Annotated in this window: 15 protein-coding genes; 6 read left to right on the top strand and 9 right to left on the bottom strand. The window is 60.8% G+C overall.

Features of this window, described 5'->3' with window-relative positions; translation table 11 throughout:
- Positions 1-33 precede the first annotated feature (33 nt).
- Genes MKZ87_RS19430 through MKZ87_RS19420 form a run of 3 tightly spaced genes read right to left on the bottom strand, consistent with a single transcriptional unit; the run spans position 34 to position 2,066 of the window.
- Positions 34-1,263, bottom strand: coding sequence for an RNA polymerase sigma factor (locus MKZ87_RS19430; RefSeq protein WP_266201705.1), 1,230 nt, complete (start codon positions 1,261-1,263; stop codon positions 34-36).
- Positions 1,256-1,600 (bottom strand): YciI family protein, encoded by a 345-nt coding sequence (locus MKZ87_RS19425; protein WP_007951101.1) that lies wholly within the window; start codon positions 1,598-1,600, stop codon positions 1,256-1,258. Before MKZ87_RS19425 ends, MKZ87_RS19430 begins: the two co-directional genes overlap by 8 nt.
- A 40-nt stretch (positions 1,601-1,640) precedes the next feature.
- Entirely contained in the window at positions 1,641-2,066 is a 426-nt protein-coding gene (locus tag MKZ87_RS19420; protein ID WP_266201704.1) for a YybH family protein, read from the bottom strand.
- 141 nt (positions 2,067-2,207) lie between these two features.
- Between MKZ87_RS19420 and MKZ87_RS19415 the strand changes: the two genes are divergently transcribed.
- Positions 2,208-2,693 (top strand): GNAT family N-acetyltransferase, encoded by a 486-nt coding sequence (locus MKZ87_RS19415; protein WP_085697113.1) that lies wholly within the window; start codon positions 2,208-2,210, stop codon positions 2,691-2,693.
- Between the two features lie 115 nt (positions 2,694-2,808).
- On the opposite strand, the gene MKZ87_RS19410 is transcribed toward MKZ87_RS19415, so the two are convergent.
- The 3 genes from MKZ87_RS19410 to MKZ87_RS19400 all read right to left on the bottom strand — a co-directional run bounded on the left by MKZ87_RS19410 (position 2,809) and on the right by MKZ87_RS19400 (position 4,840).
- Positions 2,809-3,297 (bottom strand): GNAT family N-acetyltransferase, encoded by a 489-nt coding sequence (locus tag MKZ87_RS19410; protein WP_085697114.1) that lies wholly within the window; start codon positions 3,295-3,297, stop codon positions 2,809-2,811.
- A gap of 317 nt (positions 3,298-3,614) precedes the next feature.
- Positions 3,615-4,109, bottom strand: a complete 495-nt coding sequence (locus MKZ87_RS19405) for a GyrI-like domain-containing protein (RefSeq protein ID WP_085697115.1) — start codon at positions 4,107-4,109, stop codon at positions 3,615-3,617.
- Positions 4,110-4,177: 68 nt separating this feature from the next.
- On the bottom strand, positions 4,178-4,840 hold the full coding sequence (locus MKZ87_RS19400; protein WP_085701618.1) for a LysE family translocator: 663 nt from the start codon (positions 4,838-4,840) through the stop codon (positions 4,178-4,180).
- A gap of 139 nt (positions 4,841-4,979) precedes the next feature.
- Between MKZ87_RS19400 and alaC the strand changes: the two genes are divergently transcribed.
- On the top strand, positions 4,980-6,188 hold the full coding sequence (alaC, locus tag MKZ87_RS19395; protein WP_085697117.1) for an alanine transaminase: 1,209 nt from the start codon (positions 4,980-4,982) through the stop codon (positions 6,186-6,188).
- 192 nt (positions 6,189-6,380) lie between these two features.
- On the opposite strand, the gene MKZ87_RS19390 is transcribed toward alaC, so the two are convergent.
- Both MKZ87_RS19390 and MKZ87_RS19385 read right to left on the bottom strand, forming a co-directional pair.
- On the bottom strand, positions 6,381-7,733 hold the full coding sequence (locus tag MKZ87_RS19390) for a GntP family permease (protein WP_085697118.1): 1,353 nt from the start codon (positions 7,731-7,733) through the stop codon (positions 6,381-6,383).
- A gap of 82 nt (positions 7,734-7,815) precedes the next feature.
- Complete coding sequence (locus MKZ87_RS19385) at positions 7,816-8,349, bottom strand: gluconokinase (RefSeq protein WP_085701620.1); 534 nt, start codon at positions 8,347-8,349, stop codon at positions 7,816-7,818.
- Positions 8,350-8,565: 216 nt separating this feature from the next.
- On the opposite strand from MKZ87_RS19385, the gene MKZ87_RS19380 reads away from it, so the two are divergent.
- Positions 8,566-9,597, top strand: a complete 1,032-nt coding sequence (locus MKZ87_RS19380; protein ID WP_085697120.1) for a LacI family DNA-binding transcriptional regulator — start codon at positions 8,566-8,568, stop codon at positions 9,595-9,597.
- Between the two features lie 70 nt (positions 9,598-9,667).
- Here the strand turns inward: MKZ87_RS19380 and MKZ87_RS19375 are convergent, their stop codons facing one another.
- Positions 9,668-10,540, bottom strand: coding sequence for a LysR family transcriptional regulator (locus MKZ87_RS19375; RefSeq protein WP_085701621.1), 873 nt, complete (start codon positions 10,538-10,540; stop codon positions 9,668-9,670).
- A 121-nt stretch (positions 10,541-10,661) separates the two neighbouring features.
- Here MKZ87_RS19375 and MKZ87_RS19370 point away from each other — a divergent pair, with 121 nt between their 5' ends.
- From MKZ87_RS19370 to MKZ87_RS19360, 3 genes are all read left to right on the top strand, one after another.
- Positions 10,662-11,102 carry a PACE efflux transporter gene (locus tag MKZ87_RS19370; RefSeq protein WP_064598890.1) on the top strand — a complete coding sequence of 147 codons (441 nt, stop codon included), beginning with the start codon at positions 10,662-10,664 and terminating at the stop codon, positions 11,100-11,102.
- A gap of 125 nt (positions 11,103-11,227) precedes the next feature.
- Positions 11,228-12,649, top strand: a complete 1,422-nt coding sequence (locus MKZ87_RS19365) for an MFS transporter (protein ID WP_085701622.1) — start codon at positions 11,228-11,230, stop codon at positions 12,647-12,649.
- A gap of 154 nt (positions 12,650-12,803) precedes the next feature.
- Positions 12,804-13,370, top strand: coding sequence for a hypothetical protein (locus tag MKZ87_RS19360; RefSeq protein ID WP_085701623.1), 567 nt, complete (start codon positions 12,804-12,806; stop codon positions 13,368-13,370).
- Positions 13,371-13,396 lie beyond the last annotated feature (26 nt).

Here is a 13,396-nt window from a genome sequence, read left to right as displayed (position 1 = left end):
GAAGGGGCCAATATTGCCAACGATCCTTACGGATCAGTCCAGTGCTTTAAGCCGCCCTTCAATAAACCGCCGCTCCGGCTCCTGCCGGGTCAGTTCCAAGGCTCGCCGATAAGCCGCCCGAGCCTCCTCAACCCGCCCCAACTGCCGACAAAACTCCGCCCGCGCCGAATGCGCCAGGTGGTAATCCTGCAATTCCCCGCGCTGCAGAATCCCCTCGATCAAGGTCAACCCGGCCAGCGCCCCGTCGCGCTTGGCCACCGCCACCGCCCGGTTCAACTCGATCACCGGCGACGGCACCGCCCGCAGCAAAACGTTGTACAGCCCGACGATCTGTGCCCAGTCCGTCGCCTCTGCTGTCGGCGCCTCGGCGTGCACCGCCGCGATTGCCGCTTGCAGGCAATAAGGGCCGAAGCGTCCGGTGGTCAGCGCCCGCTCCACCAGATTGCAGCCCTCGGCAATCAGCTCGGCATTCCACGAACTACGATCCTGGTCATCCAGCAAAATCAACTCACCATCCGGAGAAGAGCGCGCCGACCGCCGCGACTCATGCAGCAGCATCAACGCCAGCAACCCCATGACTTCCGGGTCCGGCAACAACTCCAGCAACAACCGCCCGAGGCGAATCGCCTCACGGGTCAAATCCTCGCGGGTCACCTGGGCGCCGCCGGACGCCGAGTAGCCTTCGTTGAACACCAGATAAATCACCCGCAACACGCTGTCGAGGCGTTCGGGCAACTCACTCAGACTCGGTACTTGATAAGGGATTTTCGCGTCGCGAATCTTCGCCTTGGCCCGCACAATGCGCTGGGCAATCGCTGCCGGGGCCGAGAGGAATGCGCGGGCGATTTCTTCGGTGGTGAGGTCGCAGACTTCACGCAGGGTCAGCGGCACTTGCGCGTCCGCCGCCAGCGCCGGGTGACAGCAGGTGAAGATCAGGCGCAGGCGATCGTCTTCCACGTCTTCAGCGTCCCATTCGGCCTGTTCCAGTTCTTCCAGTTGCGCCAGCAACAATGGTTGCGAGGCCTTGAACCGGGCGCGACGGCGCAACACGTCGATGGCCTTGAAACGCCCGGTGGACACCAGCCAAGTCCGCGGATTGTCCGGCACTCCGTCACGCTGCCAGCGCTCGACCGCGACGAAGAACGCCTCGTGCAAGGCTTCTTCGGCGAGGTCGAAATCGCCGAGCAGGCGGATCAGGGTCGCGAGGATCCGCCGCGAGTCTTCGCGATAGACCTGCTCGACCCGCGCCCTGACCTCAGACATTCAACTGGCGCACGGGACGCACTTCGACGCTGCCGACCCGGGCCGCCGGAATGTTCCCGGCGACCTGAATCGCCTCGTTGAGATCCCGCGCGTCGATCAGGTAGAAACCGGCCAACTGCTCCTTGGTCTCGGCGAACGGGCCGTCAGTGATCGACAGCTTGCCGTTGCGCATGCGTACCGTGGTGGCGGTCTGCACCGACTCCAGCGCTTCGGCGGCGACCATCCGCCCGCTGCCCTGGATCGACTCGGCATAGGCCCAGCACTCGGCGTCTTCCGGGCTGTCGGGCGATGAATGCAGCAGGCGCTCGTCGCTGTAGACCAGGCATAAATACTTCATGGCGTTCTCCTGAATCGGACGGATCAACTATGGCTGAAGATCAGGGTTTCGCATCGAACAGGGTCGCACCAGTCATCGGATCGAACGGTGCCGACCAGTGTTCGTGGGCAATTTTCCAGGCACCGCCGACCAGCCGATAGCAGGCAGTGGCGCGCATCCAGCAACTCTGGGTTTCGCCTTTTTCATTGGTCCCCCCGCAGTTGGCGACCCAGTGAGCGAAGGCGATGTTGTCGCCGGTCTCGATGGCGATTTCGTGGAATTCGAAGATGTGCGGGCCGGGGCACATTTCCATGCAGGCGATCCAGTGGGCGCGGTAGGCCTCCTTGCCCTTGAATTGCAGGGCCTTGATCGCATCGAACGAGAGGATGTCGTCGGCGTAAAGGGTCATGACCTTGTCCACGTCCTTGGTCATGACGGCCTGACGGTAGGTGTCGATCACGGCTTGAATCTGCGCTTGCGTACTCATGGGGTTTCTCCCTGGTTTTTGTTGTGAAGACACCCTTAGTCGTTCGGCGATTGGCCGGATCGACAACCGAAACAAAAAATTACCGAAGAAGCCAAAATCGCTAGAATCCGAGGCTCATCTTTGCAGGAAAAGGAAATTCCCGTGTCAGCCCGACTCGTACCTTACGAAAGCCTGAACGCCGCCCAACGCCAACAGGTCGAGGCCATTGAAATCCACCCCGAGCAGATCAAATTCTCCGGCGACATCCACGGCGCCCTGCACACGCTGCTGTCCAAACCCGGCCCAGGCGTGAAGGGATTCGCGCTTTTGGCCGAAGACGTGCCGGTGGCCTTCCTGCTGCTCAAGCGCCCGCCGGCGTTGCCGGAATGGGCCGATGAACACAGCGCGACCCTGCATGCGTTGCAGGTCGATCACCGCGCCCAGGGCAAGGGCTATGGCAAGGCCTGCCTGCTGGCGCTGCCAGAAGTTGCGCGCGAGGCATGGCCGGAAATCAAAGGGCTGGAACTGTCGGTGGACGCCGACAACGACGCCGCGATTGCGCTGTACGCCAAGTACGGCTTCGTCGACAGCGGCGAAGCGTACAAGGGCCGTATCGGTTACGAGCGGCGGATGGGGTTGTTCTTCTAATCGTCTGGGGAGCAACGATGATCGAGAGTAAGGCGCGGGTGCGCGACATGCTCTACCGACCCACCCGTTGATCGTTCCCGCGCTGCGTGAGAACGATCAGGTCAGGGGCTTCTCCTCAGAGGGTCAGGATCATCTCGTGCCACGCCATCCCGCCGTGGTCGGACTCGGACGGTTTGATGTAGGCAAAACCGAATCCGGCGTACAGCGGGATGTGCCGCTCCTTGCACATCAGGTGAATCGTTGCCTTGCCCTGCTCGCGCATGCGTTCGATGAATTCACCCAGCAGACGCTTGGCCAGACCCTGGCCCTGATAGTCCGGGTGCACCACCACCGACATGATCACCACGTTAGGCCCGGCCGGGTCGTGGCCGATCAGTTCCTTGAACGCCTCATCGGACATCTGCACATCGAACGCCGCGCCGGAGTTGATGAACCCGGCCACCTGCCCGTCCACCTCGGCGACGATGAACCCGTCCGGCCAGGTGGCGATGCGCGTGGCGATCTTCTCGCGGGTCGCGGCTTCGTCGCCTTCATAGGCGAGGGTTTCGATGGCGTAGCAGCGGTCCAGGTCGGCGGCGGTGACGTGGCGGATGACGGTGTTCATGGCGGCTCGAAATCAGTGGAAACAAGGCGGCCAAGGATAAAGGAATAAGGTGTTCATATCGATCCGCGCGGGGGGCGTAAAGCCTGCGTATAAGCGCTTTTCTTCGGATTCGGGACGGTCTATTTCTGACGTCTGTCTCTGATCACCCGAGGAGGGAACCGTTTATGAGCAGCGTGGAAATCGGTTTGTTGATGGTGTTGGGCATCAGTGTCTTCGGTTTCATCACCCTGTGCATCGACCTGTTGCGGGCACGACGGATCAAGGGCAAGTAAGGCTCGACCGGCAGCGCGAAGCGGGTTCGCGCTGCCGGTTGTCGATCAGGTTTTCTTTTCGACCGGGACACAGATTTCCAGCTTGCCGGTATTGAGCTTCGGGTTGAAGTCGGCGCTGTAGCGCTCCAGCTCCGGGGCGTTGAGCCCCTTGTAATCAGACGCCGGCAGCCAGGTGTTGTAGATGTAGTCAATGGTCTGCGGCAGCTGATCCAGCGTCCCCTTGTGTTCGAACACTGCGTACTGACGCGGCAGGATTTCGATCCACGGATACTTTTCCTGCGGGAAGTCATCCAGCTTCCTGATTTCGACCCCGGCCATGTAATCGAAACCGCCGTTACCGTCGAAATTGCTGCAAACGCCGTAGGTCACCTCGCCCTTTTGACCCGGAATGCTTCCGATGTGCGGGATCAGTTTTTCCCACAGCGCGGAGATGTCCTGAACGGTCTCTTTGGTAAAGCGATCGCGAAAACCTGCAATCAGCAGGAAGTGCCCATGTTCGAAGCGAGGTTCAGCCACTTCGACGCGTTTTTGCTCATCCATGACGCGACTCCTTGAACGAAAAAAGTGGGTTCGGCTGGGAGTATAGAAGCCAAACCCGATTCGCACATTTACAGCGTATGCAGGGCCTCGGCGGCGCCTGAACCGACGAATTCGTTATAACCGGATACGATCACGTAGACCGCGAAATAGCAGAAGATCGCCGCAGATGCCAGGTAGGAATAGCGCAGCAGCTTGTCGCCGAGCAACTTGCCGCCGTGGCTCGCGGCGAAACACAGCCCCGCCGACCACAGCAGCCCGGCGCACAAGAAACCGCCGAGGAACAGCGCCGAGCTCAAAGGACCGCCGCCACCGGAACGGGCGATCAAGGTGCCGCCGACGGCCGCGAACCAGAGGATGGCGCTCGGCGACGACATGGCGAGAAAAATCCCGCGAAAGAACTCCTTGCGATGGGAGTTCTGCCCGACTTCGGCGGTCGCCGCCAATTGCGCTTCGTGATGAATCGCCGAATGGATCATCTTCGCCGCGAAATAGACCAACAACGCCGAACCGCCGATCCACAGTACCCAGCGCACGGTTTCGTATTGCAGCAGAACGGTCATCCCGGCCAGCGCCAGTACCGCGTAGATCAGGTCGCCGACGCAGGTGCCGAGGCCCAATGCGAAGCCCTGAAAATAGCCGCGCTGCATGGCCAAAGTGATCATGGCGATGTTGGCCACGCCGATATCCAGGCACAGCGAAAGGCTCAGCAAGAAGCCACTGGTGAATTCCATTAACCGTTTTCCTTGGGAAAAAATTGTTGTCGTGCACGCTGGACAGTCAGCCATTGCTGCCCTTATCTTCCGCCACAGGTCACCGCAGTGACCAGCGTCGCTCGGACGGTTCCGGGCGCTTACGTTATCCGAGGCAACAATGGCTGAACAAGGTTCGCCGCGCCGCTTTGCGCGCATTGATCGACTCCCCCCTTACGTTTTCAACATCACTGCCGAGCTGAAGATGGCCGCCCGACGTCGTGGCGAAGACATCATCGACTTGAGCATGGGCAACCCCGACGGCGCCACGCCGCCGCACATCGTTGAAAAACTGGTGCAGGTTGCACAACGCGAAGACACCCACGGTTATTCCACGTCCAAGGGCATTCCGCGCCTGCGTCGGGCGATTTCCAACTGGTACAAGGAACGCTACGAGGTCGAGATCGACCCGGAAAGCGAAGCCATCGTCACTATCGGTTCCAAGGAAGGCCTGGCGCATCTGATGCTGGCGACCCTGGACCAGGGCGACACCGTGCTGGTGCCGAACCCGAGCTACCCGATTCACATCTACGGTGCCGTGATTGCCGGCGCCCAAGTGCGGTCGGTGCCGCTGGTGCCGGGCGTGGACTTCTTCGCCGAACTGGAACGGGCGATTCGCGGCTCGATTCCGAAACCGAAGATGATGATCCTCGGCTTCCCGTCCAACCCGACCGCGCAATGTGTGGAACTGGATTTCTTCGAGCGGGTGATCGCCCTCGCCAAACAGTACGACGTGCTGGTGGTGCATGACCTGGCCTACGCCGATATCGTCTACGACGGCTGGAAAGCCCCGTCGATCATGCAGGTGCCGGGCGCCAAGGACATTGCGGTGGAGTTCTTCACCCTGTCCAAGAGCTACAACATGGCGGGCTGGCGCATCGGTTTCATGGTCGGCAACCCGGAACTGGTCAGCGCGCTGGCGCGGATCAAGAGCTACCACGATTACGGCACGTTCACCCCGCTGCAGGTGGCCGCGATTGCTGCGCTGGAAGGCGATCAACAGTGCGTGCGTGACATCGCCGAGCAGTATCGCCAGCGCCGCAACGTACTGGTCAAGGGCCTGCATGAACTGGGCTGGATGGTCGAGAACCCGAAAGCCTCGATGTACGTCTGGGCGAAGATTCCCGAAGCCTACGCGCACCTCGGTTCGCTGGAGTTCGCCAAGAAGCTGCTGGCCGAGGCCAAGGTCTGCGTCTCGCCGGGTGTCGGCTTTGGTGAGTACGGCGACGATCATGTGCGCTTCGCGCTGATCGAAAACCAGGACCGGATTCGTCAGGCGGTCCGCGGGATTCGCGGGATGTTCCGGGCGGATGGCCTGGGCACTAAGTAACTGCCTCCTCCCCACCTGATCGTTCCCACGCTCCGCGTGGGAATGCAGCCCGGGACGCTCCGCGTCCCTGCCGAAAGCGGACGCAGAGCGTCCATTGAGGCATTCCCACGCGGAGCGTGGGAACGATCACTCGCGAATTGCACCCACAAAAAAACCGCATCGCTGCGGTTTTTTTGTGTCTGCGATTCGCCGTTAGACGAAAAGCGACAGCAACAGAATAAAGCCCAGGCCAACCACCGACAGGATGGTTTCCATCGCCGTCCAGGTTTTGAAGGTCTCGGCCACAGTCATGTTGAAGTACTGCTTCACCAGCCAGAAACCGGCGTCGTTGACGTGGGACAGAATCAGCGAGCCGGCACCGGTGGCCAGCACCAGCAACTCACGATTCACGCCCGGAATCATCCCGACCACCGGCACCACAATGCCCGCGCCAGTGATGGTCGCCACGGTGGCCGAACCGGTCGCGATGCGAATCACCGCCGCCACCAGCCACGCCAGCAGGATCGGCGAGATTTGCGCGCTGACCGCCATGTGGCCGATCACGTCGCCCACGCCGCTGGTCACCAGCATCTGCTTGAAACCGCCGCCGGCACCGATGATCAGGATGATCGCGGCAGTCGGCGCCAGGCTCGCGTCGAGCCATTTGAGCATCTGCTGAGAACCGATGCCCTGCTTGTAGCCGAAGGTGTACAGCGACAGCAGCAACGCCAGCAGCAGTGCCGAGATCGGGTGACCGATCATGTCCATCCAGGTGCGGAAGAAATGACCCTCCGGCATCACCACGTCAGCGAAGGTTTTCAGCAGCATCAGGAACACCGGCAACAGCACGGTGACCAGCGTGATGCCGAAACTTGGCAGATCCTGCGAGTCCGACTCACGGGCCAGTTGATCGACCAGTTCCTGATTCGGTGTACCGGGAATGTGCTTGGCGATGAACGTACCGAAGATCGGGCCAGCGATGATGGCGGTTGGCAGCGCGACGATCAGACCGTACAGAATGGTCTTGCCGATGTCGGCACCGAACACGCCGATGGCCAGCAGCGGGCCCGGGTGCGGTGGCACCAGACCATGCACGGCGGACAGGCCGGCGAGCAGCGGGATACCGATCTTGATGATCGACACACCGGTGCGGCGAGCCACGATGAACACCAGCGGAATCAGCAGCACGAAGCCGATTTCGAAGAACAGCGGAATGCCCACCAGGAACGCGGCGAACATCATCGCCCACTGAACCTTGTCCTTGCCGAACGCGCGGATCAGGGTCTGGGCGATCTGATCGGCACCGCCGGATTCGGCCATCATCTTGCCGAGCATGGTGCCCAGCGCGAGGATGATGCCGACGAAACCGAGCACGCCACCGAAGCCGTCCTGGAACGCCTTGATGATGGTGCCGATCGGCATGCCGGACGTCAGGCCGAGGAACGCGGCGGCGATGGTCAGGGCAATGAAGGGGTGAATCTTGAACTTGGTGATCAGGACGATAAGCCCGATCACCGTGACCACTGCATCAAGCAGCAGGTAGGCGTCATGGGACATGCCAAACATTGGGGGTGTCTCCTGGTTTGTTGTTGTTATTAAAGCGGGTTAATCAGAAGCCGTAATGACAGCGCTATCTTCGCAATCACACTCATACCGCCTGTTTCAGGCCATGGGCCTGCCACCAGACGTGGGCTTGCGACGCCAGTTCTTCGACGCTGTGGATCGAAGCATTCAGGGCCAGGGTCAACGGCTCGCCTATCGGCGATTCGAGGGTGGCGAACTGGCTTTCGATCAAGGTGGCCGGCATGAAGTGGCCCGGGCGATGGGAAACGCGGTCGGCGGCGACTTCAGGCGTCAATTCGAGGAATACGAAGCCCAGGCCCGGCAAGGCGCTGCGCAGGCGTTCGCGGTAAATGTGCTTGAGGGCCGAGCAGGTCAGCACCGGGCGTTCGCCCAGGGCGTCGACGCGACGCAGTTCGTCGCACAGGCTGTCGAGCCAGCCGGCACGGTCTTCGTCGTTCAGGGGGATCCCCGCGCTCATCTTTTCGATGTTCGCGGCCGGATGGAAAGTATCGCCTTCAATGGCAGTGGCGCCGCTCAATTGGCACAGGGCCTGGCTGACGCACGTCTTGCCGCAACCGGCAACGCCCATGATGACCAGGGCGGTGATGGGATGATTCATGTAACACCTCAGCGCGCAGACAGCGCTACCTTTGCTAGCTATGACTCTAGTGCACAGGCAGAAGTTGCCGACGCCTTCTTGTCGTTTTTTTGGGTTGCAGCAGGTTTTGTCGGTACGCCAAAAAGCGAGGATCAGGCAGGACCTCGCTTACGCATTTGCAGCTGCATAAGGACAGCGCTACCTTAGTGCCTTGATTTTTGTTTGGCAAGCCGCCCGATGACCACCCCTAAAAACGATAAAAACACCCGCACCACCGGCCGTCCCACCCTCAACGAAGTCGCCCGTCTGGCCGGCGTCAGCCCGATTACCGCCTCGCGCGCCCTGCGCGGGGTCAGCACGGTTGCCACCGAACTGGTGGAAAAAGTCCAGAAAGCCGCGCTGGAACTCAACTACGTGGTCAACCCCGCCGCCCGCGCCCTGGCCTCGGCCCAGAGCCATTCGGTGGTGGTGCTGGTGCCTTCGCTGTCCAACCTGTTGTTCATCGACACCCTGGAAGCCATTCATCGGGTGCTGACGCCCAAGGGCTTCGAAGTGCTGATCGGCAACTTCCACTACTCGCGCGATGAAGAAGAAAACCTGCTGCGCAACTACATGGCCTATCAGCCACGCGGCCTCCTGTTGACCGGTTTCGACCGCACCGAAAGTTCGCGGCGGATGATCGAGGCCAGCAACATTCCCTGCGTGTACATGATGGAGCTGGACAGCGCCGCCGGGGTGAATTGCGTCGGTTTCTCACAGCTCAGCGCCGGCGAAACGGCTGCCGAACATTTGTTGTCCCGTGGCCGCAAGCGTCTGGCGTACATTGGCGCGCAGCTCGATCAGCGCACATTGCTGCGTGGCGAAGGCTTTCGCAAAGCACTGCAGAAGGCCGGTCGCTACGACCCGGATCTGGAAGTGCTGACCCCGCGTTCATCGTCCGTGGGCCTGGGCGGCGAGTTGTTTCTGCAATTGCTGGCGGCGCATCCGGATGTCGATGCGATCTTTTTCGGCAACGACGACCTGGCTCAGGGCGCCCTGCTCGAGGCCCTGCGCAACGGAATCAGGATCCCCGAACAAGTGGCGATCCTCGGCTTCAACGATTTGCCGATGTCGGAGCACATGGTGCCGCGCCTGAGCAGCATCAACACCCCGCGTGAAGCCATCGGCCGGCGTGCGGCGGAACAGATGCTGACGCTGATGGCCGGCAACAGCGTGGCGCGGCCGGTCGAGGACATGGGCTTCGAATTGAAAATCCGCGAGAGCACCTGACCTCTGCGTTCGGCTCTGGAAGGGACGCGGAGCGTCCCGGACTGCATTCCCACGCAGAGCGTGGGAACGATCACCGGCCGAGTATTTCAACCAATGCCGCCGCCCCCTTCTGCAACGGCTGGCTCTTGAGCCACACCGCATGCACCGGCAGCACCAGGCCGTTTTCGATGTTGCGGAAATTCAGCCGTTTCAATCGACCGCTATCGAGCCACGGCTGCACCACCGACAACGGGAAATTGCCCCAGCCCAAACCCGCCTCGACCATCTCCAGCGCCGTCTCCAGACTATCGGTGCGCCAGTGGGATTCAGCCACCAGCGGCCGTGTTTCGCTGATCGGCAAATCACGACTGCCGACCACGATCTGCCGCACATGCACCAGATCCTCGAGAAACAGATCCTGCCCCTGCAACAGCGGACTGTCCGCCGCCAGCGTCGCAATCATTCGCTCGCTGCCGACAAACTGAAAGCGCTCCAGCACGTTCACACTCAACCCGGCGAACGCCAGGCAAACGCTGACCCGGCCACTGTGAAGCATCGCCAGCACATCGTCCTGCGGCGCAGTCAGCACTTCGATATCGAGCAGCGGATGACGCTCGCTGATCTCCCTGATGGCCGCCAACAACCGTCGACGATCAATATCCGCCGCCACGCCGATCGACAATTTGCTCTCCAGCCCCAACGACAATTGCACCGCATGCACCTGCAATTGCTTGAGCTGATCGGCGATCAATCGCGCGTGGGGCACCAGCGAAAGCGCCATGGCCGTGGGTTGCGGTTCGCGGTGACGGCGGTCGAACAATGCATAGCCGAGTTCGGCCTCCAGATTGCCGATGGCCATGCTCACCGCCGACGGGACTTTACCCAATGCTCTGGCAGCGGCGGAAAACGAGCCGCGCTCGATCACGGCGAGAAACAGTTCGATGCTTTCGCTGTTGAAATTCACTTCACACACCTATCAATAAAACTGAAAGCTACTTACTTTTTCTGTCACCTCAATTGAAGCTATCTTTCGTCGCCTTCGCCAGTCCCACTGGCAACAAGTCGAAAGAAAGAGGCAATTTCCCATGCAAGGCGTCAAACGCAAACTGGTCTATGTGTCGCTCTATGAAGTGATCGGCATGACCTTCTCGGCCCTCGGTCTGGCGCTGCTGTCCGGCACTTCGCCCGGCAGCACGGGCCCGCTGGCGGTGATCATTACCACCATCGCCGTGACCTGGAACTTCATCTACACCTCGCTGTTCGAGCGTTGGGAAAGCCGTCAGGTGTCACGCACCCGCACGGTGAAACGGCGCATTGCCCACGCCGTCGGCTTCCAGCTGACGCTGATCGTGTTCCTGATTCCGCTGATCGCGTGGTGGATGAACATCAGCCTTGTGCAGGCCTTTTTGCTGGATCTGGCGCTGATCGTGTTCATCCCTTGCTACACCTTCGCCTTCAACTGGCTGTTCGATAAAGTGTTCGGCCTTCCGGCCTCGGCATTGCCGGATCCGCAGCCCGCGACATAAATCGTTAATTGGTAAGCAGATATTGCAAGAAATCGGCGGTTTTTCCGCGCCAACCGCCGATATAAACAATCCTTGATTTCCGATAGCAGGCTAAGCTTTTCCATCAATAAAAAATGGATCAGCCCATGACTGCACACGCCCCCGCCGCACAACGCGACGGCATCGACCCGATACGCGCCGCACAGATTTCCGCCCGCATCGACCGCCTCCCGGCCGTCACCACAATCTGGCGGCTGGTGGCGCTGCTGTCGATCGGTGGTTTCTTCGAACTCTACGACCTGTTCCAGACCGCCTATATCAGCCCAGGCCTGATCCGCGACGGCATCTTCGCCACCGGCAATCAGGGCGTGTTCGGTTTCTCCGATCAGGCCGCGTTCGCCTCGGCGACGTTCCTCGGCCTGTTTCTCGGCGCCAGTCTGCTCAGCCCCATGGCGGATCGGTTCGGGCGGCGGGCGATCTTCACGTTCGCGCTGGTCTGGTACACCGTCGCCACGGTGCTGATGGGCGTGCAGAGTTCGGCGCTGGGGATCATCTGCATGCGTTTTCTGGTGGGCATCGGCCTCGGCATCGAGCTGGTAACCATTGACGCCTACCTCTCGGAACTGGTGCCCAAACGCATGCGCAGTTCGGCGTTTGCCTTCGCGTTTTTCGTGCAGTTCCTGTCGGTGCCGGCGGTGGCGCTGATGTCCTGGTGGCTGGTGCCGCAGGCGCCGTTCGGGGTGTCCGGCTGGCGTTGGGTGGTGCTGGCAAGTGCGGTGTTTGCATTGTTTATCTGGTGGCTGCGCAAGCGTCTGCCGGAATCGCCGCGCTGGCTGGCCCAGCATGGCCGCTTCGATGAAGCGAACCGGATTCTCGATGGCATCGAGGCACGCTGCGAGAAAGATCACCGTCAACCACTGGACGCACCGCAAGCCATGCCCGTCGACGTTGAAGGCAAGGGCCGTTTCGCTGATATCTGGCAACCACCGTACCGGCGCCGCGCGCTGATGCTGATCGCCTTCCACATCTTCCAGGCCATCGGTTTCTTCGGCTTCGGCAACTGGCTGCCAGCGTTGCTTTCCGGTCAGGGTGTCAGCGTCACCCACAGTCTGATGTACGCGTTCATCATCACCCTCGCCTACCCGCTCGGGCCGTTGCTGTTCGTGAAATTCGCCAACCGCTTCGAGAACAAATGGCAGATCGTCGGCTCGGCGCTGGGCGCCATGACCTTCGGCACCTTGTTCGCCCTGCAGACCAGCGCCTTCGGCCTGATCTTCTGCGGGGTGATGATCACCTTCTGCAACGCCTGGCTCAGCTTCAGTTATCACTCCTATCAGAGCGAACTGTTCCCCACCAACATTCGCGCCCGGGCGGTGGGCTTCTGCTATTCATTCAGTCGTTTGTCGACGGTGTTCAGCAGCCTGTTGATCGGTCTGTTCCTCGACCACTTCGGCACACCGGGCGTGTTGGCGTTCATCGTTGTCAGCATGCTGATCGTGATGCTGACCATCGGCTATTTCGGCCCCCGCACCCGCAACCTGGCGCTGGAAAACATCGCCCATCGCTGACGGACAACGGTCATCCTCTGCCGCCCACCGGCAAGGGATGACCGCTTCATCCGGTTATGCTTGAACCCAAACAACTGAAATAAAACGACTTTTTCGAAAGGCACGGTATTTGCTGGCGTAGGGCTGACAGCCATTACCTACAGGTCTATCCATCATGTTGGTCAGTGCAAAACAACAGCAAATCATCCATCTGCCCAAGCACCTGAATGATGACGCAACCACCACCGCCGCTGCCGGCCTGCAAGGCGGGTTGCATGGCGCAATGCTGCAAACCCTGCAAGCCCAGACACAGGCGCAAACCGCCGAAGCCACCGCCAAGGTGCAAGAGTCGGCCACCCAGCTCGCCACTCAGCAAGTCAGCGAAGCCACGCGCATCAGCGACAACGTCGACGAGGCATTCGCCAAGACCCGCGTCGCCCTGCAAACCTCCGATAACTCGCCGACCAAATCCTCAGGTTCATCGGCGCTGGACGAGTTCAAGGACTACATGAGCAAGACGCCGGAACAGCGTTTGCGCGACAGTATCCTCCAGGAAATGGGCCTGACCGAAGACGACATCAAAGCCATGCCGCCGGAGAAACAACTGGCCATCGGCAAAGAGATCGCCGAGCGCCTGCAGGACAAGATGAAGCTGGCCGAAGCCGAGAAGCAGAACAAGCAAGACGCCAATTCGGCGAAGATCAGCGACGAGTCGGCTGACAAGTTCCTCGCCGCACTCTGACTGCTGCCGGTTGAATCGGATTAAGC

The sequence above is a fragment of the Pseudomonas sp. MCal1 genome (assembly GCF_026341415.1).
Lineage (GTDB): Bacteria > Pseudomonadota > Gammaproteobacteria > Pseudomonadales > Pseudomonadaceae > Aquipseudomonas.
Note: the sequence above shows the minus strand (reverse complement) of the source record. Positions and strands in the feature narration are given on the sequence as shown.

Bases quoted from the DNA above. Each gene is read 5' to 3' on its own strand.
- MKZ87_RS19430 (WP_266201705.1), bottom strand. From the start codon at position 1,263: ATGTCTGAGGTCAGGGCGCGGGTCGAGCAGGTCTATCGCGAAGACTCG.
- MKZ87_RS19425 (WP_007951101.1), bottom strand. From the start codon at position 1,600: ATGAAGTATTTATGCCTGGTCTACAGCGACGAGCGCCTGCTGCATTCA.
- MKZ87_RS19420 (WP_266201704.1), bottom strand. From the start codon at position 2,066: ATGAGTACGCAAGCGCAGATTCAAGCCGTGATCGACACCTACCGTCAG.
- MKZ87_RS19410 (WP_085697114.1), bottom strand. From the start codon at position 3,297: ATGAACACCGTCATCCGCCACGTCACCGCCGCCGACCTGGACCGCTGC.
- MKZ87_RS19405 (WP_085697115.1), bottom strand. From the start codon at position 4,109: ATGGATGAGCAAAAACGCGTCGAAGTGGCTGAACCTCGCTTCGAACAT.
- MKZ87_RS19400 (WP_085701618.1), bottom strand. From the start codon at position 4,840: ATGGAATTCACCAGTGGCTTCTTGCTGAGCCTTTCGCTGTGCCTGGAT.
- alaC (WP_085697117.1), top strand. From the start codon at position 4,980: ATGGCTGAACAAGGTTCGCCGCGCCGCTTTGCGCGCATTGATCGACTC.
- MKZ87_RS19390 (WP_085697118.1), bottom strand. From the start codon at position 7,733: ATGTTTGGCATGTCCCATGACGCCTACCTGCTGCTTGATGCAGTGGTC.
- MKZ87_RS19385 (WP_085701620.1), bottom strand. From the start codon at position 8,349: ATGAATCATCCCATCACCGCCCTGGTCATCATGGGCGTTGCCGGTTGC.
- MKZ87_RS19380 (WP_085697120.1), top strand. From the start codon at position 8,566: ATGACCACCCCTAAAAACGATAAAAACACCCGCACCACCGGCCGTCCC.
- MKZ87_RS19370 (WP_064598890.1), top strand. From the start codon at position 10,662: ATGCAAGGCGTCAAACGCAAACTGGTCTATGTGTCGCTCTATGAAGTG.
- MKZ87_RS19365 (WP_085701622.1), top strand. From the start codon at position 11,228: ATGACTGCACACGCCCCCGCCGCACAACGCGACGGCATCGACCCGATA.
- MKZ87_RS19360 (WP_085701623.1), top strand. From the start codon at position 12,804: ATGTTGGTCAGTGCAAAACAACAGCAAATCATCCATCTGCCCAAGCAC.